This window comes from Clostridium sp. SM-530-WT-3G (assembly GCF_012843905.1).
In the GTDB taxonomy this organism is placed as follows: domain Bacteria; phylum Bacillota; class Clostridia; order Clostridiales; family Clostridiaceae; genus Clostridium.
This window is the reverse complement of the sequence record NZ_JABAGC010000003.1, coordinates 25,814-48,100: the sequence shown is the minus strand read 5'-3', so window position 1 is coordinate 48,100 and position 22,287 is coordinate 25,814. Positions and strand designations below refer to the sequence as shown.

20 protein-coding genes, 1 tRNA gene and 1 riboswitch are annotated in these 22,287 nt (G+C 29.7%); of the genes, 3 read left to right on the top strand and 18 right to left on the bottom strand.

Annotation, left to right across the window (positions count from 1 at the left end):
* Positions 1-22: 22 nt before the first annotated feature.
* The 15 genes from cbiG to HF850_RS01940 form a co-directional block, all read right to left on the bottom strand.
* Positions 23-1,033: a cobalt-precorrin 5A hydrolase gene (cbiG, locus tag HF850_RS02010; protein ID WP_169103816.1), complete on the bottom strand. Its 1,011-nt coding sequence runs from the start codon at positions 1,031-1,033 to the stop codon at positions 23-25.
* Positions 1,033-1,797 carry a precorrin-4 C(11)-methyltransferase gene (cobM, locus tag HF850_RS02005; protein WP_169103815.1) on the bottom strand — a complete coding sequence of 255 codons (765 nt, stop codon included), beginning with the start codon at positions 1,795-1,797 and terminating at the stop codon, positions 1,033-1,035. The genes cbiG and cobM overlap by 1 nt, the downstream gene beginning before the upstream one ends.
* An 84-nt stretch (positions 1,798-1,881) precedes the next feature.
* Positions 1,882-2,547: a cobalt-factor II C(20)-methyltransferase gene (locus tag HF850_RS02000; RefSeq protein WP_169103814.1), complete on the bottom strand. Its 666-nt coding sequence runs from the start codon at positions 2,545-2,547 to the stop codon at positions 1,882-1,884.
* Between the two features lie 193 nt (positions 2,548-2,740).
* The gene (gene cbiT / locus HF850_RS01995; RefSeq protein ID WP_169103813.1) at positions 2,741-3,322 is read right to left on the bottom strand and encodes a precorrin-6Y C5,15-methyltransferase (decarboxylating) subunit CbiT; all 582 of its coding nucleotides are present in this window, start codon (positions 3,320-3,322) and stop codon (positions 2,741-2,743) included.
* A 200-nt stretch (positions 3,323-3,522) separates the two neighbouring features.
* Positions 3,523-4,158, bottom strand: a complete 636-nt coding sequence (gene cbiE, locus HF850_RS01990; RefSeq protein WP_169103812.1) for a precorrin-6y C5,15-methyltransferase (decarboxylating) subunit CbiE — start codon at positions 4,156-4,158, stop codon at positions 3,523-3,525.
* On the bottom strand, positions 4,155-5,303 hold the full coding sequence (gene cbiD, locus HF850_RS01985) for a cobalt-precorrin-5B (C(1))-methyltransferase CbiD (protein ID WP_169103811.1): 1,149 nt from the start codon (positions 5,301-5,303) through the stop codon (positions 4,155-4,157). The genes cbiE and cbiD overlap by 4 nt, the downstream gene beginning before the upstream one ends.
* 87 nt (positions 5,304-5,390) lie before the next feature.
* Positions 5,391-6,011 carry a precorrin-8X methylmutase gene (locus HF850_RS01980; protein ID WP_169103810.1) on the bottom strand — a complete coding sequence of 207 codons (621 nt, stop codon included), beginning with the start codon at positions 6,009-6,011 and terminating at the stop codon, positions 5,391-5,393.
* A 124-nt stretch (positions 6,012-6,135) separates the two neighbouring features.
* Positions 6,136-7,461, bottom strand: coding sequence for a cobyrinate a,c-diamide synthase (locus HF850_RS01975; RefSeq protein ID WP_169103809.1), 1,326 nt, complete (start codon positions 7,459-7,461; stop codon positions 6,136-6,138).
* Positions 7,462-7,568: 107 nt separating this feature from the next.
* The gene (locus HF850_RS01970) at positions 7,569-8,405 is read right to left on the bottom strand and encodes a sirohydrochlorin cobaltochelatase (protein WP_169103808.1); all 837 of its coding nucleotides are present in this window, start codon (positions 8,403-8,405) and stop codon (positions 7,569-7,571) included.
* A gap of 255 nt (positions 8,406-8,660) precedes the next feature.
* Positions 8,661-8,853: riboswitch (cobalamin riboswitch) on the bottom strand.
* 128 nt (positions 8,854-8,981) lie between these two features.
* The gene (locus tag HF850_RS01965) at positions 8,982-9,902 is read right to left on the bottom strand and encodes an alpha/beta hydrolase (RefSeq protein WP_169103807.1); all 921 of its coding nucleotides are present in this window, start codon (positions 9,900-9,902) and stop codon (positions 8,982-8,984) included.
* 128 nt (positions 9,903-10,030) lie between these two features.
* Positions 10,031-11,614, bottom strand: a complete 1,584-nt coding sequence (locus tag HF850_RS01960) for a potassium/proton antiporter (protein ID WP_169103806.1) — start codon at positions 11,612-11,614, stop codon at positions 10,031-10,033.
* Between the two features lie 239 nt (positions 11,615-11,853).
* Positions 11,854-12,675 carry a purine-nucleoside phosphorylase gene (locus HF850_RS01955; protein WP_169103805.1) on the bottom strand — a complete coding sequence of 274 codons (822 nt, stop codon included), beginning with the start codon at positions 12,673-12,675 and terminating at the stop codon, positions 11,854-11,856.
* Between the two features lie 198 nt (positions 12,676-12,873).
* Positions 12,874-13,755, bottom strand: a complete 882-nt coding sequence (locus HF850_RS01950; protein ID WP_169103804.1) for a GH25 family lysozyme — start codon at positions 13,753-13,755, stop codon at positions 12,874-12,876.
* Between the two features lie 145 nt (positions 13,756-13,900).
* Positions 13,901-15,091: a phosphopentomutase gene (locus HF850_RS01945; protein WP_169103803.1), complete on the bottom strand. Its 1,191-nt coding sequence runs from the start codon at positions 15,089-15,091 to the stop codon at positions 13,901-13,903.
* 288 nt (positions 15,092-15,379) lie between these two features.
* Positions 15,380-16,582 carry a nucleoside transporter C-terminal domain-containing protein gene (locus HF850_RS01940; protein ID WP_169103802.1) on the bottom strand — a complete coding sequence of 401 codons (1,203 nt, stop codon included), beginning with the start codon at positions 16,580-16,582 and terminating at the stop codon, positions 15,380-15,382.
* Between the two features lie 520 nt (positions 16,583-17,102).
* Between HF850_RS01940 and HF850_RS01935 the strand changes: the two genes are divergently transcribed.
* Positions 17,103-17,840, top strand: coding sequence for a GntR family transcriptional regulator (locus HF850_RS01935; protein ID WP_169103801.1), 738 nt, complete (start codon positions 17,103-17,105; stop codon positions 17,838-17,840).
* Positions 17,841-18,047: 207 nt separating this feature from the next.
* Positions 18,048-18,680: a hypothetical protein gene (locus HF850_RS01930; protein ID WP_169103800.1), complete on the top strand. Its 633-nt coding sequence runs from the start codon at positions 18,048-18,050 to the stop codon at positions 18,678-18,680.
* Between the two features lie 150 nt (positions 18,681-18,830).
* Here HF850_RS01930 and deoD read toward each other — a convergent pair whose 3' ends face one another.
* From deoD to zupT, 3 genes are all read right to left on the bottom strand, one after another.
* A complete protein-coding gene (gene deoD, locus HF850_RS01925) occupies positions 18,831-19,538 on the bottom strand; it encodes a purine-nucleoside phosphorylase (protein ID WP_169103799.1) in 708 nt (235 codons plus the stop codon).
* Between the two features lie 313 nt (positions 19,539-19,851).
* Entirely contained in the window at positions 19,852-20,646 is a 795-nt protein-coding gene (gene udp, locus HF850_RS01920) for a uridine phosphorylase (RefSeq protein WP_169103798.1), read from the bottom strand.
* A gap of 273 nt (positions 20,647-20,919) precedes the next feature.
* Positions 20,920-21,699, bottom strand: a complete 780-nt coding sequence (gene zupT / locus HF850_RS01915) for a zinc transporter ZupT (protein WP_169103797.1) — start codon at positions 21,697-21,699, stop codon at positions 20,920-20,922.
* 434 nt (positions 21,700-22,133) lie between these two features.
* Here zupT and HF850_RS01910 point away from each other — a divergent pair.
* A tRNA-Glu gene (locus HF850_RS01910) sits at positions 22,134-22,208 on the top strand.
* The last annotated feature ends 79 nt before the right edge of the window (positions 22,209-22,287 follow it).

Below are 22,287 nucleotides of genomic sequence, written 5' to 3'. Positions count from 1 at the left end.
TCCTAACTTATTTTTCTTGAGGTTACTTGTTAACTGTTAACTGTCCAATCGCCAACGTCATTCCATCATGCTTAATCTTGCCTTCAAGAATTTCTGCTCCAGCAAGGTCCACTGAAGGTTCACATACTCCTGTTATTCCAAGAGTCTTAAATACAAATGGACTTCCCTCGAATTTATCTTGAACTGTTCTTATTTCATCCCTTGTAAATGTAATAAAAGGACATCCTAAATATTCTGCAAGTTCTATTATTCCCTGCTCATCCTTCTTTACATCTACTGAAACTATCTTGTTTACAGCTTTTATATCTATATTATATTTAATAAGAGATTCTTCAATAAACTTTTTAAGCTTTTCAAAAGGTGTATTTCTTCTTGCACCTATTCCGAGAACTATATCTTGTTTTATAAGCTTAAGAACTTTTGAATAATCTATATTATAAGCTTTGTTGCTTTCTACATTTTCAGCTTTAATCTTATTAGTAATCCATATAGAATCTTCTTTTATTTCATCTATTTTTTCATAACCCTTAGTTATTTCAACTAAATTATAATCATCTTTAATACCTACTACTTTGTTATCAACAAGAAGTGCTGCAATATCTTTAGCAATTTTTAAGTTATCAATAATAAGATTATACCTTTTAGCTATCATATCAGGGCCTATAATATTCATATTATCTGTTGCAGTAGTTATAATTGGCTGAGCACCTAATATTTCTGCGACCTTTAAAGTAAGCTCATTACCTCCACCTAAATGACCACTTAAAATATTTATGGCATATTTAGCTGATAAATCAACAACTACAACTCCTGGATCCTTATCTTTCTTTTGTATGTATGGAGCTATTGCTCTTACAGCTATTCCTGTAGATGAAATAAATATTATTCCATCACATTCTTCCATAGCCTTTTTAGCTGCTTCATCTAATTTAAAATTACTATTTTCCTTTAAATAAAGAGTTGCATTCAAACTCTTTTGAAGCTTAAATGCAATCTCCTGCCCCTTTGGTGAAGGACATACTATACCCATCATTAATCTGCATCCTCTACTTGTGCATCTCTAAACATATGTGAAAAGCTCTTATCATATAAAAGACTCTTTTCAAAATCACTATCTAAGAAATCCCCAACAAGTATTTGAGCACACTTAGTAATATTTTTTTCTTTAACCTTTTCAGCTATATCATCTAAGTGCCCCATTATTACTCTTTGATCTGGCCATGTTGCTCTTTCAACTACTGCTATAGCAACATTCTTTTTATATCCCTTCTTTAACTTTTCTACAACCTTGTCAATCATAGAAATTGAAAGGAATATAGCCATAGAAGCTCCTATAGAAGCTAATTTTTCTAAATCTTCAGTTTCTGGTACTGGAGTTCTTCCTTCAACTCTTGTAAGTATTACAGTTTGAGTTACACCTGGAAGTGTAAACTCTCTATTTATTGCAGCAGCTGCTCCTGTAAAAGAACTTACTCCTGGAACTACTTCATATTCTATTCCTACTCTATCAAGCTCTACCATTTGCTCTCTTATAGCTCCATAAATACTTGGGTCACCTGTATGTAATCTTACTACTAATTTACCCATTTGCTCTTCCATAGTCATAATTTCCATAACATCTTCAAGAGTCATTCCAGCCGAGTTATATATTTTAGCATCTGGTCTACAATACTCTAAATGTTCTTTAGATACTAATGAACCTGCATATATAACAACTTCAGCTCTTTCTAATAAATCTCTACCTCTTACTGTAATTAAATCTGTGGCACCTGGGCCTGCTCCTATAAAATAAATCACTTTAACCTCAATCCTTTCGTTCAGTTGAGAGTTAACAGTTAACTGCTATTGTTTTATTCCTTCAACTGCTAACTGTTAACTGTTTTACTTTCTGCTTGCTATTATTAAAGACATATAATCTCTTACTTTAAGAATCTCTTCTCTATCTGTAAGAACTAATTGGCCTTCTCTTCCTACTCTACTTGCATATACATAATCAAAGCCTTTTTCTTCTAGTACATCTATTACCTCTTCTTCATGCTTATATACTTTCATAATTACTATGAATTTTTCATCTGTAATTTCTTTAACCTTTGTAGCTGGCATTATTACAAGTTTTTCATTTCCTATTACTAAAGTTCTATCAACTAAGCTTGCTGCTGCACAGAATGAAGTTATTCCTGGAACTGTAACAACTTCAAATCCATCTTCTCTCATATGAGTAAGCATATGAATATATGTACTGTACACATATGGATCTCCTATAGTTAAAAAGGCAACATTTTTTCCTTCTCTAAGTTTTGATTCAATAAACTCATATGCTTCTAAAGCCTTTAAAACTCTATCCTTTTTCCCCATTGGGAAGTGTTTCACAACAACTTCTGTTCCTTCTTTTATATAATCTCTAGCTGTTTCAAGTGCTATACTTTCTCCACCTTCTGTAGCACTTGGCGCTACTACTACGTCACAGCTTTCAATTATTCTAACAGCTTTTACTGTTAATAATTCTTTATCCCCAGGGCCAACGCCTATTCCGTATAATGTTGCCATAGTTTAATTTTCTCTCCTTTTTAATTAATATACATTAAATTATTTATATACAAATCATAAGTGACACCCTAAAACTTGCTTTTGGTTTGGTGGAACTTATACATCCGAATGAATATGAGGAGGTATTTCCTTAAGTAATGTTCAAAATTTCACATTTTGTTTCTCGAACTTACTCTGTGAGTACACCTCTGATTTACTCCTCTTCACTACATTTTATACATTGAACTATATATATTGGATTTAATGCCATCATCATAAGACTTTTTCCTCTATTTTTACTTACACTTATAAGAGCAATATCCAATTTATAATTCATTGTTCTCATAATTTCTATAGCTTTATAAGCATTATCTAAAGTAATAAAGTTCATGACCATAGTCCCATTTTCATTAAGAAGTTTATCCGTCTTTTTAATTATATCCTCAAGCTGGCCACCATTGCCTCCAATAAATGCTGAGTCAACCTTAACACCCTGTTCTATAAGCTTAGCTAATGCTGTACTTCCATCACCTTTAATAAGTTCAATATTTTCACATTTAAACTTATCAATGTTCTGTGACGTTACATTATATGCTTCATCATCCATTTCTATAGAATATACTTTTCCTTTTGGACACTCCTTAGAAGATTGAATTGTAATGCTTCCTGTTCCACTACCTATATCAATGACATTTGAATCTTCATTTATATTCATTTTCCCAATAGAAAGAATTCTTATTTCTTCCTTTGTCATAGGGCAATTTCCTCTTATAAATTCTTCATCTTTAATAAACATTTTTTAATCTCCTTTACCCTATAAATCATTCTAGGGTGATATCTTATTAATCGGATAAATATTATCTTAAAAATACATATCTATTTCGCGTGAAACCTTATTTTATAAGCAAATATATATATTCTTTTATATAAATATACTTATATTTACACGTATTTTTATTCTTATGAATATTTATTTTTAGATATCTATTAGTTATATTATTCTTGTATCTTAGTACTCTTGTCTATAATAAGAATACATAAAGAACTAAATTCTTTACCTATAAAATCTGCTGGCTTTCCAGTAGTTATTACCTCATCTTCATAGGAAAGATTTTCACCGACTATTATATTTACATCTATTTTTTCTTCACATAAAATCTCACATAAATACGATGGATTATTTTCTTTATCCGTAAGCCATATTGCTGTATCGTATTCTCTTACCTTATTTATAAAATAATCACTTCTTCCATGAAGACTTCCTAAATATGCATTATTCCAAGGAAGTTTAACCTTTGCTGTTAAATATTGAATTGAACTTATTCCCGGTATAACTTCAAATGGAACTTGAGCTTTACTTTTTATATAATTTGTTATTCCATAAAAAGTAGGATCTCCTGAAGCAACTATAGCTATATTTTTATTTATATAATCATTATTATCAGTTTCCTTAGAAATAAACTTATCTACATCAGCCAAACTTTTCATATAAGATTTTTTACAATTATCAATTTTAAGTGAATCAAGTGCTCTTTTAAATCCTACAATTATATCACACTTTTTCAAGGTTTTAATAGCCTTAGGAAGTATGTAATCCTCATGCCCTGGACCAAGTCCAACTATGTAAATCATCTTTTGTCCTCCCTTGAATCATAAAGCATTTCCATATCACGTACTCCATAATATGTAACAGCATCTATATCTATTTCATCACGAACATAAGTCTTCATGCTATCAACAATTTTTCTTCCAATATTCCTATAAAGTTCATCATATCCTTCTCCAAGGAACCTTACTGCACCTTCACATGTCTTTTGTTGTAAAACTTGATTAACAAGAGATAAGTCATATCCAAGAAGTGCAAGCTCAAGTGCAAATACTTCAAGTCTTACTCCATTTACTCTACTATGAGTATTAAAGCATCCATATGCAATCTTACTCATCTTTCCAATATGTCCAACAACAACTACTGATTTAATATTATTTGCCTGACAACATTCAAGTGCAAATCCAATGTAGTTTGAACACATAATTATTTCATCTGGATCATATCCAAGTTCCTTACAGAATCTTTCACCTAGATTTCCGAAGGTTAATACAAGTCTATCTCTATCAATAGCTCTTTGATTTATTTCAATTCTTATTGATGCTTTAAGAGCATCTTCAGACATAGGGTATACTATTCCTGAAGTTCCAAGTATTGAAATTCCTCCTACTATGCCTAATCTAGGATTAAAAGTTCTTTGTGCCACTTCAAGCCCTTGTGGAACTGAAATAGTTACTTCAACTCTTTCACCATCTGGAAGAACTTTAAGTACTTCATCTCTTATCATTTTTCTTGGAACTGGATTAATTGCAGGCTCACCTTTTTTCACGAAAAGTCCTTCCTTAGTTACAACACCTACACCGTCTCCACCTCTAAGAAAAATCACTTCACTACTTTCATCTTCAAAAAGGTCCTCTACTGCATCTTTTACTTCTTCATCTGGTCTAAGTCTTCTAACCTTTGCCTTTATTTCAATTCCACTTGTAGCATCAGGGTCATCACCACTAAACTTTAAAATTGTACACTCAACAGCATTGTCCATTCTTTCAATTTTCTCAATAGGCATATCTATTGTGACACCTTTAGGACTTTTAATTTCTATCTCATTTAAAGTACTTTCTTGATTATATAAAAGCATAGTAGCAGCCTTTGCAGCACCTGCACTACATGAACCTGTAGTATATCCACATCTGAGTTTTTTACCTTCGCTTTCAATATACATTTCAAACATAAAAACACCACCTTTTTATATGAAACTCGACTCACATTCGCTCGCTGAGTAAGTTCCACCGACCAAATCAGAGATTTGGTGTGTCACTTATCTTGCCACCATATACATCAACGCATTTACTATTGCTGCTGCTACTGTGCTTCCGCCTTTTCTTCCTTTTACTCTTATGTATGGTATGTTTAGTTCATCCATATTTTCTTTACTTTCTGCTGCTCCTACGAATCCTACTGGTGCTGCTATTATTAATTTTGGATGTGCTTTTCCTTCACTTATAAGTTCTTTTAATCTATATAATGCAGTTGGTGCATTTCCAAATACAAATATATCTACATTATCAGCACATGCTTTTTCTACAGCTGCCATACTTCTTGTTATTCCTTTTTCTTTAGCTTCAGCGTGAACTTCTGGTTCATTTACATAGCATATAACCTTACTGTTTGTTTTTCCTAAGGCTATTTTATTTATTCCGTTTAGAGCCATATTTGTATCAGTATATATTGTAGCTCCTTTTCTGAATAATTCTTTTGCTGTTTCTATAGCAGTACTGCTTATTTCAACTAAATCCTTATATTCAAAATCTGCTGTTGTATGTATTGTTCTCTTAACTATTAATAATTCTTCTGGTGTAAATGAGTGTTCTCCCATTTCTTCTCCAATTATTTCAAAACTCTTTTCTTCTATTCCCATTGGATTTTTTAAATAATTCATCTTTTTCACTCTTTTCTTACTTAATGATCCTTACTCTTGCCTTTAATATTTTAGCACTAATAATTAATCTATAACAAAATTTCTATTTATATTAAAACTTAAACTCTTATTTCTGTTAAACTATTTACTTTCCAAATAAAATTGCCTTTAGAAAATCAATATTTCCTAAGAAATTCACATGGGCATATGCTGCAAGTGTATTATTTTTTATGTATCCACAATTCCACTTTAAAGTTTCACCATCATACTGTTTCTTAGTTACTTCATAAATAGTTTTTTCATTTAACTGAACATCTGATTTATGAAACTCATGACCATTTATATTTATTTCATAACCATAATATTTCTCATCTATGTTTACGTTACAGTATCCAAATCTCACAAGTCTTTTAGTCATTGCACTTGTTCCATCAAAGAAACCTACCATTTTAGCTCCATCTATTTCCTGTGTAAGATACATTAAACCTCCACATTCTGCATAGCATTTAAGACCATTATCAAGAGCCTTTTTAATACTTTCTCTCATGGATTTATTGGCTTCTAATTGTTCTTTGAATACTTCTGGATAACCTCCACCTATATAAAGGAAGTCTAATCCTTCGGGTATTAATTTATCATTCATGGGACTAAAATATATAACTTCTCCTATTTCCTCTAAAAGCTCTATATTATCTCTATAATAGAAACTAAACGCCTTATCCATTGCAATTCCTATTTTAAGCTTTTTATTTATTGCTTTTATCTTAAAACTATCTATTATAGAACTTTCTGTTTCTTTATATTCCTGCATCAATGATAATATTGCATTAACATCTACAAATTCTTCAATCATATTTCCACATAGCTCAAGTTTTTTATCAAGCTCTAATACTTCCATACTTTGAACAAGGCCTAAATGTCTGCTGCTAAGTACTATTTCTTCATTTTTAGGAATATATCCAAGGACTTTTATATTACAGTTTTCTTCTATAGAATACTTAAGAAGTTTATAATATTTTTCACTTACACAATTAAGTACAACTCCTGCAATATTAGCATTTCTGAAATCTCTTAATCCTTGTATAACTGCACACAATGTAGTACTTTGTCCCTTTGGAGAAATTACAAGTATAATAGGCATATACCCAAGAATCCTTGAAATATCATATGTAGATGCTTTTGTACTTATGCCTACACCATCATAAAGACCCATTACCCCTTCAATTACTCCAACATCACCATTACCTTTTAAATAACTATACTTTACTCCATCTTCATCCATTAAATGAACATCAAGATTTCTAGAATACTTTCCAGTAACTTCTCTGTGGAATGCAGGATCAATATAATCTGGTCCAACCTTATATCCTTGAACATCTAACTTTCTATTCATTAAAGCTTTCATAAACCCAAGAGTGAAAGTAGTTTTACCTCCACCACTTGAGTTAGATGCTATTATTATGGATTTCATAGTAATCCACCTTTCCTCAATTTCATATATCTAACAAACGTTAAGCTTATAATTATTATGTATATGAACCTAATGGTTCTTTACTTTTGAAACAAGTTGCGAATATGTTATTTTGATTTTTTTGCTAACTTTTTAGTTCTTCCTAATTCATCATATGTTCCATCAATAATATCATGAATTCTATTTACATAAAGTTGAACAAACTTGTCAACTTCCCCTAATCCATGAAGATATACTGTTGATTCTATTCCTTCTCTCTTAAGAATACTCTTCATTGAATCCTCTTCATCTGATGCCATATCATTTTTAGCATGGTCCCCTGCAACTACTAATAAAGGAACTAACTTTGTATTTTTTACTCCTTTTTTCTTCATTCTTCTTATACATGTTTCTATAGTTGGATAACCTTCAACTGTAGCTACAAATATATTATCATAGCCTTCATCTTCAAGTACAGTTTGAAGCATTCCATATACAGCATTTGAAGAATGGGCACTGCCATGACCAAATAAAACTACACTTTCTTCGTTATCTAAAACTTCTTTCATACTTTCTATGAATTCAGAATAATCTTGTGGTACTTCTTCTACTCCTTGATAGAAAAATATTGGTCTTCCAAGCTTAATTGTTTTAAAATCATCTTTATGTCTTCTTGCCATTCCTCTTATGTAAGAGTATTCTTCACCCGGAATTATGTGAAGAGGCTGAATTATAACTTCTTCGAATCCTTTGTTTTTTAAATCTTCTAAAGCTTCTTCAGGTTTTAATATTTCTATATTATCTCTTTCCTTAAGCTTTTTTATTATCATGTGAGCAGTAAATGCTCTAAACACTTCATAATCTTTAAATTCATCTCTAATTCTATTTTCTATTTTTTCTATTGAATTTTCTAATGCATCTAAATGACTTGTTCCAAAACTTACAACTAAAATTGCTTTTTTCATAATTCTCTCCTAACTAACTACTAAAAAATAAAAAACTCCCTTCACCAATAACAGTGAAGAGAGTAATAACAATACAAGAATATATACTATAATCCTTTACTCATAAAATTAATATGAGGATGCTTTAATAATACATAACTTACAACTAATCAAAATATCACTCTTATAATAAGTAATAAGCTAAATTTCTTAAAGTATTTTTATCTATAATAAAACACATTCTTCATTTGCTATTCCCTTCCCACCGAAGGCTGTATTAAGCATGATAATATAGGCAGGTCTCCTGACTCTGGCTTAAACCCAAACTTACTCCTTCCCAAGACTTTTTATATTCTCAGTGGATACTATAAGTTCAGTATTCCATCACAGTAGCGGGGGCTGTAGCAGCTTTTACTGCTTTCCCTTTTAATTCAATTAACCAATCGAAACCCATAATCAATTATTATTGTGACTAAATTATAGAATAATCTTTAACTTTGTTCAATATAAATATCTTCCTTTTATTATATGGTATACATTTATAAGCTTGATAATTTCACTTATATAAATTGTATTTTTCTTAATAAGTATTCATAATTAATTTTTTGATAATATAAAATCTGTTACAACATTACAGTACTTTTCATTTTCTTCTATTCTTGCCCAATGTCCTGAATAATCAAATCTTACAACTTTTCTTTCTGCCATATTTCCTTCCACTTCATCAAATAAAAATTCTTTTATCTGCTTTTTGCTTGTTATAGGATCACACTTTCCTTTTATGAGAAGAGATGGCTTGTCTATTTTAGATAATTTATCAAAAACATTATTATATATTCTCAAGTCGCTAAGAAGTTTTACTCTGGTCTTATTAGACTTATTAACAAGCTCTTTTACTTTATTCTTCTGTACATCTATTCTTTCAATAATGCTTCTATTATCTCCAAACCACATAATCTTACTTCCATCTGTTCCGAGAGCCGCTAATGCTTTATTAAGCAGTTTACTAGTATCTTTGTGATTAGTAGCCTGGTACATTAATTTCAAATAAATCTGCCCTATGTGCTTCTTTCCTGATTTTATTAATTCCATAGCTGCATTTTGAAGCATGTAACGTTCTGATAATGAAAAATCAAAAGAAGGATTTTCATATATAATTTTTTCAATTGAATCAGGATATAAATCTGCATAAAGCACTGAAATATATCCGCCAAAGGAATGGGATAAAAGTGACCACTTTTCTATTTTAAGCTGTCTTCTTAATTCCTCAAAATCCTCAATTATATCTTCTAATGTTATTTTCTCATCATCTTTTAATTCTTCTGATCTCCATACACCTCTCTGATCTACAGCTACTACTCTAAAATTCTCTGCTAATTTATTTCCCGCAAATTTAACAAAATCCTCACAGCCTATTCCCCCAGGTCCTCCATGTATAAATAGCAGCGCCATCTTCTGGCTATCTCCCAGAACCTCTACATATATTTTCTTTCCTCTAATTTCATAATATTCTCCCATAAACTCATCACCCCTAATTTATTAAACCCTTTCATAACATATTTACATTTAATTCACCAACACATTGTTAATCAATTTATAAAAAATGTATTACCAAAACCCAACTGTAAATATTTTCATATTATAATTTAATTATACATAACTACAACATCATTTTCCAGTATTTGAGTCTTTCCTCTTGGGATTATATTTTCTTCTCCTCTTTTTATAAGTGCTATGAGAATATCATCGGAAAGATTTAAATCCGCTATAGTCTTATTGCACCACTTATGGTTTTTTCCTATTTTCACTTCCTTAAGCTTTATATCATCTTCAATACTAATATCTGGTATGCTTAAAATAACACTATCATTGGCTTTTATAATAGTATCTCCTTTAGGTACGATATTATCATCATCCCTCTTTATCATAAGCGCAAGAGAATCATTTGGAATATCTGCCTCTTCAATGCTTTTTCCTTCCCATGGATGACCTTTTGGAATAAATACTCTCATTAATTTTATTAAAGATTCATCTTGATAATCATTAAATGTTTTTCTTACATCACTATCATCATCAATCATATTCAATTTTCTTGCAGCAGCTGGAAGGAATGATCCTTGAAGAGCTACTGATAATAATGCAATCATAAATACAATATGATATAGATTAAAATTAATATTTGCTCCATCTGCTATTGCAATTGTGGCAAATACAATTGATGCTGCTCCTCTAAGACCTGCAAGTGATAAAAGAACACATTGATTTATACTGCATTTAAAAGGCCTCAAAATTAAAAATACAGCTATTGGCCTTGCTACAAAAGTTAGAAATATCCCTATTAAAATTGCAGTTCCTATAACTCCTGGAAGTTGATGAGGTTTAGACAAAAGTCCTAATAAAAAGAAGATTATTATCTGTGCAAGACCTGTCAATCCATCAAAAAAATGAACTAATATTATTTTGTTATTTATTTTACTATTGCCTAGAATAATTCCTGTAATATAAACACTTAGATATCCACTTCCATGAACATATTCACACAACGAATATGAGCTTAGGACTAATGCTATTATAAATATGGTTTCAAGACCATCTGTAACAATATCAAGTTTTTTTAATACAAATATACCTATAACTGCAATAGATACTCCTAAAAGAACTCCAAACACTATCTGTGAAAATATTATAAAAAATATACTTCCAATACTGCCTGTTCCATTTATAAAGCTTAAACTTACTATAGTAAGCATAAATGCTACAGGATCATTACTCCCACTTTCAAGTTCAAGCATTGAAGCTGACCCATCCTTAAGACTAAGATTTTTAGATCTTAATATTGAAAATAGAGATGCTGCATCTGTAGAGCTTATTACTGAACTTATAAGAAAGCTCTCTAAAAGGGTAAACTTCACAACATAATAACAGAACAAACTTGTAAGCATTGCTGTAATCAAAACTCCTACTGTAGACAGGATAATGGATTTTAATGCTACTGGTTTTGCCACTTCCCACTTTGTTCCAAACCCTCCATAAAACATTATAAAAACAAGAGCAATATTGCATATAGTCTTTGCCAAATGATAATTATCAAATGATATTTTAAATATTCCATCAATTCCAAACAACATTCCAAGTCCCATAAATAAAATTAATGCTGGCATTCCTAGCTTATCAGAAAACCTATTTGCAATTACGCAAGACAAAAGAACACACGCAGCTATAAGAATCATATATTCTTTCCTCCTCATGTCTACTAATACTAAAATTATAACTATCTTTAAAGCTTATATAATTTTTCTTATTCATAACATTATATTAACCTTTTATTGCAAATATATAATTAAAATATCCTATAAACACCTGAAGCAATAGACTGCATATTAACTAAAAATATATAAAAAAACTGCCTATGAAGTTAATTAATGTTATATACAATTAATTTCAATAAGCAGTCAAATTATTCTTAATATTACATTTCTACTATTATGTCAGAAACCCAATCACAAAGATTAGCTGATGCTCTATTTGCTACATCAACAACGTTAGCATGTGAATGCTTTCCTTTTTGAATTCCTGTAGCCATGTTTGTGATACATGCTATCCCTATTAAATCCATTCCCAAGTAGTTTCCTACAATTGTTTCAGGTACAGTAGACATTCCCATTGCATCTATTCCCATTCTTCCATAAGCTCTTATTTCTGCAGCTGTTTCATAGTATGGACCAGTGAAGTGTCCATAAACACCTTCTTTATACTTTAAGCCCTTTTTATCTGCTATATTCTTAGCTAAATCCATTAAGTACTTCTTATATGGTTCAGACATATCTGGGAATCTTGGTCCAAATCTTTCATCATTCTTGCCTATTAATGGGTTATTAGCAGTTAAATTTACGAAATCATTAATTAACATTAAATCTCCCGGTTCAAAATCTGTGTTAATTGCACCGCTGGCATTTGTAATTACTAATTTGTCAATTCCAAGCATTTTCATAACGAATATTGGATATGTTACTTCCTTCATAGTATATCCTTCATAGTAGTGGAATCTTCCTTGCATTGCAAGAACAGTCTTATCTCCTATAGTTCCAAGAAGAAGACTTCCTTTATGTCCTTCAACACTTACTACTGGGAAGTTTGGTATTTCACTGTAAGGAATTTCTTCTTTATTTTCGAATTTATCTACAAGTGCACCTAATCCACTTCCTAATATAATTCCTATAGTTGGTTTTTTAGTAAATCTGCTTTCTAAATATTTAACAGACTCTTGTACTTTTTCATATAAATTTTCCATAAATATCGCCCTTTCTTCATCTGTAAAATCATTGTTATATGACTATTACTTTTCATAATGTGTTCAAAATATGCACACTATCCAATTTAATATGAAATATATAATAATATTACATTATTATTATATATTTATCTACACCTTTTATTTAGTATTCGTCATTTTGTTGTAGAAAAATACTATAAACTTATAATTTTTCTATTATTCATTACTTATAAGTATCTTGTCGTTGAATTCATTAATATCACCATTAAAGTTTCCTATGTACTCTTTTATATGCTGGTCAGTTGAATATTGATGCCCTACAAGATTTACAAACTTATTTTTTCCAACTCCATTCCATGGCTTTCCATTATAATTTGCTTCCCATAATGGCATATTATATATTTCCTTATCAGCGTTGTTTAGATATTTATTTATAAAGCTTGTATAAGTATAAATACCTAATTTTAAAGATGATAAACGGTTAAATTCATCTTTAAATCTCTTTATGTAATCTTCAAGTCCATCAAAATATACTTCTGTATCAAGCATAGGAATAAGATCCCAATCATATTTTGATATCATATTATAAAAATTTCTTGCCTGCTCTTCAGGTGAACTTGTACTTACTAAATAATGATATGCTCCCACCTTCATTCCAAGCTTTTTACTTTCCTGATAATATGCATCCATGTCTGAATCCTTAAAAGTAGCTCCTTCTGTAGCTTTTAAATAAACATATTCTCCTCCAGCTTTTGCTACTGAATTCAAATCTACATTCTTATCATTATTTGAAAGATTTATTCCTTTAATCTGTCCATCACTATTTGTCCTATTTTCAGCCTGTATTATTCTATTGACCGCTTTAGGTACAATTACTTTTGATAGAGTAGTACAAAAAGCAACTAATATACCTATGCTACAAAAAGGTATAATAACTTTTTTATTGATAAAAAACTTTAATTTTGAACTTTCATTAGTCTCCTCTGTTTCACTTATATCTAGATTCAACTTTTCAGTAATTCCTTTATTCTTCAGTTTCAGCAATACTGCACAAAATATCGCAGCAACTAATAATATTCCAATAATCACTCTTAACATTTTCCCTCTCCCCCTTATCATAATGTCATATTAACATAGATACTTGTCAACTTTAAGGCAAAATGCTCAAAATATAAATAAGAAATAAAAAAATCAGTCTGACTTTTAATCAAACTGATTTTTATTTATTACATATTAATTTATATTATTGTAATTTGTCTAATATAGAACTTCCTATTGTATTTTCAGGCATTTTAACATCAAAGTTATCTGCAATAGTTGCTCCAATTGTAGCAAATGTATCTGGAGTATCTAATAATCCATGACCTTTCATTGATGGTGAGTATGCTAAGAATGGCACATATTCACGAGTATGGTCTGAACCAGTATAAGTTGGATCATTTCCATGGTCTGCAGTGATTATTAATAAATCATCTTCTTTTAACTTATCTAATACTTTGCCTAAGTTAACATCAAATTTTTCTAACTCCTGTGCATATCCTTGAGGATTTCTTCTGTGCCCCCATAAAGCATCAAAGTCAACTAAGTTTACAAAGCATAATCCTTTAAAATCTTTATCCATGATTTCTAAAGTTTGTTCCATTCCATGAACTGAACTCTTAGATCTATGAGCTTCTGTGATTCCTTCACCTTCAAAGATATCATTTATCTTACCTACTGAAATAACTTCATAATTATTATCTTTTAAAGCATTAAGAGCAGTTCTGCCATATGGTTTTAAAGCATAATCATGTCTGTTACTTGTACGAGTAAATCCATGTTCTTTATCTCCAATATAAGGTCTAGCTATAACTCTACCAACCTTCCATTCATCTTTAAGAGTTAATTCTCTTGCAATTTCACAACATCTATAAAGTTCATCTAATCCAAATGTTTCTTCATGTCCACAGATTTGTAATACTGAATCAGCAGATGTATAAACTATCATATCTCCAGTTTTCATTTGGTGGTCACCAAGTTCATCTAATATTTCAGTACCACTGGCACTCTTATTACCTACTATTTTATGTCCAGTTCTCTTTTCAAGTTCATCTAATAATTCCTTTGGGAATCCTGTATCAGTAAAAGTTTGAAATGGCTTAGTTATATGAAGACCCATCATTTCCCAGTGACCAGTCATAGTATCCTTACCAACACTTGCTTCTCCCATTTTCATTTGATATCCTAATGGATTTTCAACTGCCTCAACATGTTTTATTGGGTGAAGATTAGCTATTCCCATCTTTTGTAGGTTTGGTATATTAAAGCTTTCTACTGAGTCAGCTATATGACCTAATGTATCTACATTAATATCTCCATATTCTTTAGAGTCATTCATCTGTCCAATTCCTAATGAATCAATCACTATTGTAAAAATTCTATTGTACTTTTTCATTATTATTATCCTCCTATTTACAACATCTTTAAAGTTCGACTTTTTCACATCATCCATTTGTAATTATTTTATTTTTACAAAATGTATTTAAATATATATCTTAATATATTTATCCACTATTAAATAATAAACAAGTTTCCATACAAATACAAGAAATGATATATTTTTTCAAATATCAATACTAATTAATATTATAATAAACAAATTTAGAACTTAACATACATAATAATTACGTACGCTAAGTTCTAATTCAAATAATTATTTAAGATTTAAATTCAAAAAAATCTTCTATATTAATGTTACCATTCCTACAATTATAGCGCTTAAAAGACTTACGCAGAAACCTGCAAGCATTGACTTAAGTGCTAATTTAGAAAGAAGATTTCTCTTTTCAGGACATAATGCAGATATTCCTGAAATACAAACACCTATACTTGAAATATTTGCAAAACCTGCTAACGAAATAGATAAAATTAATCCTGTTCTGTAGTCTAATTGAGATAAAACTTCTCCTAATGATTGAAAAGCTACGAATTCATTTAATACTAATTTACTTCCTAAAAGTTCTCCAGCAAATCTAACAGTATCTGAATCTAATCCCATTAAGTAACCAAATGGTGCAAATATGTAAGAGAAAATTTGTTGAAGATTAAGTCCAAAGAATCCTAAAATTAAGTTAATTACAGCAACTAATCCTAATATAGCTACAAGTGATGCTCCAATTGCAAGAGCTGTTTGTAAACCATTCATTGCACCTTCTGAAATTGCTGATAATATGTTTTCATTATCACCCTTGTTGTCTATCTTCAATTCTTCTACGTCAAAACCGCCTTCTGATTCTGGCATTAATATTTTTGAAAGAGCTATACTTCCCATTGGTACTAAAGCACTAGCAATAAGTAAGTATTCCATTGGAATTCCAAGTGCTGTATAACCACCAATTATAGTAGCTGACATACTTCCCATACCAGAAACAAGAACAACTACTATTTCACTCTTAGTCATTTTCCCTAAATACTTACTTACAAGTATTGGACTTTCTGTTTGACCTAAGAACATATTTGCAACTGCTACGAAACTTTCAACATGGCTAGTTCCAAGTACCTTACCTACACCTTTACCAATTACTTTAACAACTGCACCGATAATTCCTAAATAATATAATGCACTTATTAATGCTGAAAGGAATATAATATTTCCTAGAGTTTGAATAGCAAATATACTTCCTGTTGGAGCACTTGAATCTGCAAGGCTTCCGAACATGAATGATACACCATCTTTTCCACAGTTTATTACAGCTGTAATACCAGCTGATACTTTTTCTACTATAAATCTTCCTAGTGGAATTTTAAGTAATATGACTGCAATTATTACTTGAATTATTAATGCCTTAACTACTGTCTTATAAGGTATATGTTTTCTATCCCAAGATAGAAGAAACATAAATGCAAGTATTACTACAATCCCAAGCAAGCTTAATACAAATTTCATGTCTTTCTCTCCTTAAATAATTTTCCTTTGTTCATTGATCATTAACAATTCCATACAATTATAACACCTGTTCACTAAATTGTATAGTCATTTTATCAAATGTGTTATATTTTTTCTATTTCCTCTTTTCATCATATATTTCACATTTACTATTTTAATATTTTATAGAAAATCAAAGAAATTTTTGATATATTTAATAGTATATTAAACAATTACATATACATTAAAACATTTACATAAATTTTATTTATAACAAATATATATATATGTTTATCATTTATGTTGTTTAATATACCAAGTATATTAATATTATTAACATATATTTTCTCAATAATATTATTAAACTTCAAACAAATTCATATATTATCAAGTCAATATGTGATATACAATTTGAATTAAATATACTATATACTACATATAATCCTACATTTTGTAACTTTACACTAATTAATCGAATATAAATGAAACTATTTTAAATTTAATTTATAAAATAACTATTAAACGAAAAGGTGATATTATTATGGAAAAACTTAATCTTGAAGCTAAGGAGAAAAAACTGCGCTATGTGGCTGTATATGATAAATTATTCAAAATGATAAATGAAGGCTCTTATAAGGAAGGGGCACGTCTTCCAAGTGAACCTGATCTTGCAAAATCACTTGGAGTAAGTAGAACAACTTTAAGACAAGCATTATCATTATTACAAGATGATGGACTTATAAAGAATATACAAGGCAAAGGAAACTTCATAACAAAGCCTAGTCACAATAATGTTGATGGTTTAGAAATTATAAGCAATCCTATTTATAAATGTATAAATGAAAAAATAGATTCTGTAGAGATAGAATTTCATATAGAAATTCCAAATGACCATATGGAACAAGTACTAAAAAGAAAACCTGCAGTATGTATTGTTGTCGATAGATGGTACAAATGTAATTCTGAAGTTATAGCATACAGCTTTACACTTATCCCTATTGAGACAATTTCATCAAATAATATAGATTTAAATAATAATGATGAGTTATTAGATTTTATAGAAAATACAATCTACTCCATTGCTAATAAATCTCTTATTGAAATAAAACATTCAACTGCTGGAAGCTTCACTACAAAAAAATATTCTCTTCATTCAAATGACCACTGCCATTTGATTCAAGAAAGCTTATATACTAGTGATATTGCTACACCGGTAATTTTTAACAAACATTATCTTCCAATGGATATAAGTTCCATACAGATCCATTCTTTTAAATAGCAGACATTTATATATATTAAGACTTTAAATGACAATAAAAATATTTATATATATAAAAGCACATATCTTTATATCTCAAAAATAAATATTTTTGTGTTTTTATTTATAAAATTAAATTTTACTCACAAACTTATGTTTTAAAAAAATTTACATAATGATATAATGATTGTTGGTAATATTTTTATTTTTTAAAAGGGGAGAATTCTTATGACAATTTTAGGTATACTAAGCTCTAAAGTTAATGACAATCCTACTCAGAAAAAGGCTCTTGACATTATAAAAGAGACATATATGCCTTCTGTAAACAATAACTATTTACTTGTTGTAAATGAAGAGGGAGAATTAATGGTCAAAATACCAAGTCTAGAAAAAAGGGATGAATATGTACTGAGTCCATTTACTGAATATTCATATCCTTTAGTTATGTGTATGAAAATAGAGGAAATTAATAATCCTGAATATTATGATTACATACTTTCAACATTTATGGATGAATATAAGGATAAGCTTGAAATATTCTTTAAAGATACTACTACTGTAGACAAGCTATTAGTCCATTTAACTACCACTAGAAACAATATAGATAATATAACTTATGCTGGTGCTGGAATTACAGTATTTTTAAGTATTATATTATGTTTATTTAATATTTCAGGTATAGGCAAATATATTATGATTATTGGTATTCTTGTATCCTTTGGACTATCGATGTATGTTCAGTTTAATAAAGAAAATCAAATCAAAAAAACAATTGATGGTTATATTTCAATAATAAATACAAACTGGTATCATGATTTATTATTAAAACAATATGCATTTCTCTGCAACTTTATAGGCTAATGATATTAATTATGTATATTTACGTGGGTTATAATCAATATTATTTAACTATCTTAATGTTAAAATAATTTTTAAAGTAGAAACATCTTATAAAGGTTAATAACCTTTATAAGATGTTTCTTTATAGCATCAGATATTAACTTGTTTATTTTAAAGCTGTACTACTGTTTCTAAAGCAATTTCAACCATATCCCTGAATGTTGTTTGTCTTTCTTCTGCAGTTGTTTTTTCTCCAGTTATAAAATGATCACTTACTGTAGACATAGCTAAAGCCTTTACATGATACTTTGCAGCTATAGTATAAAGACCTGCAGCTTCCATTTCTACTCCTAAGCACCCAAAGTCAGCCCACTTCTTCCAATCATCAGGATCATCACCATAAAACTCATCAGTACTAAAAATCTGCCCAACCTTTGCATCTATTCCTTTTTCCATAGCAATATCATATGATTTCTTTAATAATTCAAAATCAGCTGTTGGTGCATAAGTCCCTCCTGGGAATCTTGTTGAGTTCAAGTTAGAATTAGTTGAAGCTGACATTGCTATAACAACATCTCTTATCTTAACATCTTTATGATATCCTCCCATACTTCCTACTCTTATAAGATTCTTAGCTCCATAATCTTTTATAAGTTCAGTTACATATATAGATAATGATGGTATACCCATTCCTGTACCCTGCACTGATACTCTCTTTCCTTTATAAGTTCCTGTAAATCCATACATTCCCCTAACTTCATTGTAACAAACTACATCTTCTAAAAAATTCTCAGCTATAAACTTAGCTCTTAGTGGATCTCCTGGTAATAATACGCTTTCTGCTATATCTCCTGGTTTTGCATTAATATGTACACTCATCTTTATTTTATTCCTCCAGATTTATTTCATAATTTAAATTATATTTATTCTTATATTCTCCTATTTAAGAAGTTTCATTACTTTTCAAACATATTTACAAATACTGAATTACATACATATACTGATCTAATACTATTAAATCATCAGCATAAAAAATACTAATTCACTTCTTCTAAATATAATAGTATTTTTATTATACATCTATATTATATATCATTCATTTCATAAAAACTTTGACTATAAGCACATTATGAAATTAACAGCATTACATCCTCCTTTAGTCAAAGAATGTAATGCTGTTAATTTAAAACCACTAATTATTTTTAGCAGCTGCTCTTTCTCTATCAAGTTTAATCATATTTCTAATACCTTCAACAGCAACCTTGATTGATTCTTCACTATCATGACATTGTGGATTATCTAATCCAGCTTTTTCTCTTTCTTGGTTAGCTATTACTAAGAAACAAGCTCCAGTACGTACTCTTAAGTAGCTTCCAACTACAAATAATGCTGCACTTTCCATTTCAGATGCTAAACATCCACATCTAAGCCATGCATTCCATTTGTTTTCTAATTCATAGCTTACAGGTTTAGTTTCTGGTGAATGTTGTCCATAGAATGAGTCCTTAGATTGAACTACACCTGTATGGAATGTTTTTCCTAATGTTTTAGCTCCATCTACTAAAGCATTTACAACATCATAGTTTGGAACTGCTGGGAATTCAATAGGTGCATATTCTCTAGTAGTACCTTCCATTCTTATTGAACCAGTAGCTACAACTATATCTCCACCTTTAACATCAAGTTCCATACCACCACATGTACCAACTCTTATAAATGTATCTGCTCCACATTTAACTAATTCTTCTACAGCTATTGCAGCAGATGGTCCACCTATACCAGTTGAAGTAACACTTACTTTTTCTCCATCTAAATATCCAGTATAAGTAACATATTCTCTATTATCTGCAACAAGCACTGCATTATCAAAATGTTTAGCTATCTTTTCACATCTCTTAGGATCTCCTGGAAGTATAACGTATCTTCCTACTTCTCCTTCTCCTACAGCAATATGGTATTGTTTTCCTGAGCCTTGTGAATATTTCATATCTATATTCCTCCATTATTTAAAATTCCTTTATATTATACAATATTTTTATGTTGTATAGTAACTCGCATAGTTGTTTTATAAAATAATAACAATATTTATACATTTAATCTATTAAATTGTTTATTCAATTTAGATAAATCACTCTATATTTCCCAAGTATTAATATATCTATACAATAATAAATTATTTATATAATAGAAAAATATCATACCATTCATTTGTTGATTTGAATAGTATGATATTTCTTATCCATAATTATTTCATAAAATACTATACCATAAAAATATGTGTTATTGGCATTAAGCAAATTCCTGCAAATATCGAGTATAAAGACAAATTATAATATCCATATTCTCTTGATGATGGTATAAGCTCCTCAAATGATATATAAAGCATTATTCCCATAACAAATGCAAATATAAGCCCAAGTAAGAATTCACTAATAAATGGTTTTAATATAAGGTAAGCCATAACTGCTCCAAAAGGCTCAGATAATCCTGAGCAAAGTGTATACTTAATAGCTTTAGTTTTATCTCCTGTTGAATAATAAATAGGCATAGCAACTGCTATCCCCTCTGGAATATTATGCATTGCTATAGCGAAAGAAATTGAAATCCCTAAAGTTGCATTTTGATAGCTAGACATAAATGTTGCAATTCCCTCAGGGAAGTTATGTAGTGTAATTGCAATCATAGTCACAATCCCTACTCTGTATAACTTAGCGCTCTTATCATTAGAACTTCTTAATATATGTGTTTCGTGAGGTATAAACTTATCAATAAGCATTGCAAATATCATTCCTATAAGCATATAAAACATTGTAAGAATAACTCCATAGAACTTTCCATAGTAATTAACAAGTGTAGTCTCTGCATAAGGAAATAAATCTGTAAATGATACGCATATCATTACTCCAGCTGAAAATCCTAATGCAACTGTAACTGTTTTTTCATTCCTTCCTCGTGATAAAAATGCTATTATAGCACCAGCCACTGTAGAAATGCCTGCTAAAAAGGAAAGAATCAATGCGAACATAGCACTCTGATCCACCTTATTTATCACTCCTCTATTTTTAACTCTTCATAAAATATATTCCAATTATTTATTGTAAATGACTAAAAAATAGTATAACTATGTAAAAAGCTAAATTTTCAAAAAAATAATATCCATCAAATCTAAGTTTATAAACTTAAATTATAATGGATATCCCACAAAATATTAAAAAGGAGTCGTAATTTCTCATGATTGACTGAGTCATTTAGAGGAGCGATGAGTATATTTGAAATATACGCCTCTAGAAAAATTACTAACTATTTACTAGTATACTAGATTCTCACATAAAAACAAGAGTATTTTTTAAATATTTAGAAAATTTTGATTATAAGCTATTATTTTAAAATTATTTTCTTGTTTGTGAAATAAATTTATTTAAATCTATTTATTGACATAAGAATTTAATAGGCGTATAATTCAAATTGTTATGAGGCCCATTGGTCAAGCGGTCAAGACGTCACCCTCTCACGGTGAAATCATGGGTTCGATTCCCGTATGGGTCACCAATGTAGTAAACATCAGTATTTAGGTAACTAAATATGCTGATGTTTTTTATTTTTTACACCATTTTTACACCATAGTTTT

Excerpts from the sequence above, each read along its gene's own strand:
- HF850_RS01930 (WP_169103800.1), top strand. The coding sequence starts at position 18,048 with ATGACAATTTTAGGTATACTAAGCTCTAAAGTTAATGACAATCCTACT.
- HF850_RS01950 (WP_169103804.1), bottom strand. The coding sequence starts at position 13,755 with ATGTTAAGAGTGATTATTGGAATATTATTAGTTGCTGCGATATTTTGT.
- HF850_RS01945 (WP_169103803.1), bottom strand. The coding sequence starts at position 15,091 with ATGAAAAAGTACAATAGAATTTTTACAATAGTGATTGATTCATTAGGA.
- HF850_RS01975 (WP_169103809.1), bottom strand. The coding sequence starts at position 7,461 with ATGAAATCCATAATAATAGCATCTAACTCAAGTGGTGGAGGTAAAACT.
- HF850_RS01980 (WP_169103810.1), bottom strand. The coding sequence starts at position 6,011 with ATGAATTATTTAAAAAATCCAATGGGAATAGAAGAAAAGAGTTTTGAA.
- HF850_RS02000 (WP_169103814.1), bottom strand. The coding sequence starts at position 2,547 with ATGGCAACATTATACGGAATAGGCGTTGGCCCTGGGGATAAAGAATTA.
- deoD (WP_169103799.1), bottom strand. The coding sequence starts at position 19,538 with ATGAGTGTACATATTAATGCAAAACCAGGAGATATAGCAGAAAGCGTA.
- cbiE (WP_169103812.1), bottom strand. The coding sequence starts at position 4,158 with ATGATTTACATAGTTGGACTTGGTCCAGGGCATGAGGATTACATACTT.
- HF850_RS01935 (WP_169103801.1), top strand. The coding sequence starts at position 17,103 with ATGGAAAAACTTAATCTTGAAGCTAAGGAGAAAAAACTGCGCTATGTG.
- HF850_RS01970 (WP_169103808.1), bottom strand. The coding sequence starts at position 8,405 with ATGAAAAAAGCAATTTTAGTTGTAAGTTTTGGAACAAGTCATTTAGAT.
- cbiG (WP_169103816.1), bottom strand. The coding sequence starts at position 1,033 with ATGATGGGTATAGTATGTCCTTCACCAAAGGGGCAGGAGATTGCATTT.
- HF850_RS01940 (WP_169103802.1), bottom strand. The coding sequence starts at position 16,582 with ATGAAATTTGTATTAAGCTTGCTTGGGATTGTAGTAATACTTGCATTT.
- HF850_RS01960 (WP_169103806.1), bottom strand. The coding sequence starts at position 11,614 with ATGATTCTTATAGCTGCGTGTGTTCTTTTGTCTTGCGTAATTGCAAAT.
- HF850_RS01955 (WP_169103805.1), bottom strand. The coding sequence starts at position 12,675 with ATGGAAAATTTATATGAAAAAGTACAAGAGTCTGTTAAATATTTAGAA.
- HF850_RS01965 (WP_169103807.1), bottom strand. The coding sequence starts at position 9,902 with ATGGGAGAATATTATGAAATTAGAGGAAAGAAAATATATGTAGAGGTT.
- udp (WP_169103798.1), bottom strand. The coding sequence starts at position 20,646 with ATGAAATATTCACAAGGCTCAGGAAAACAATACCATATTGCTGTAGGA.
- cbiT (WP_169103813.1), bottom strand. The coding sequence starts at position 3,322 with ATGTTTATTAAAGATGAAGAATTTATAAGAGGAAATTGCCCTATGACA.
- cbiD (WP_169103811.1), bottom strand. The coding sequence starts at position 5,303 with ATGTTTGAAATGTATATTGAAAGCGAAGGTAAAAAACTCAGATGTGGA.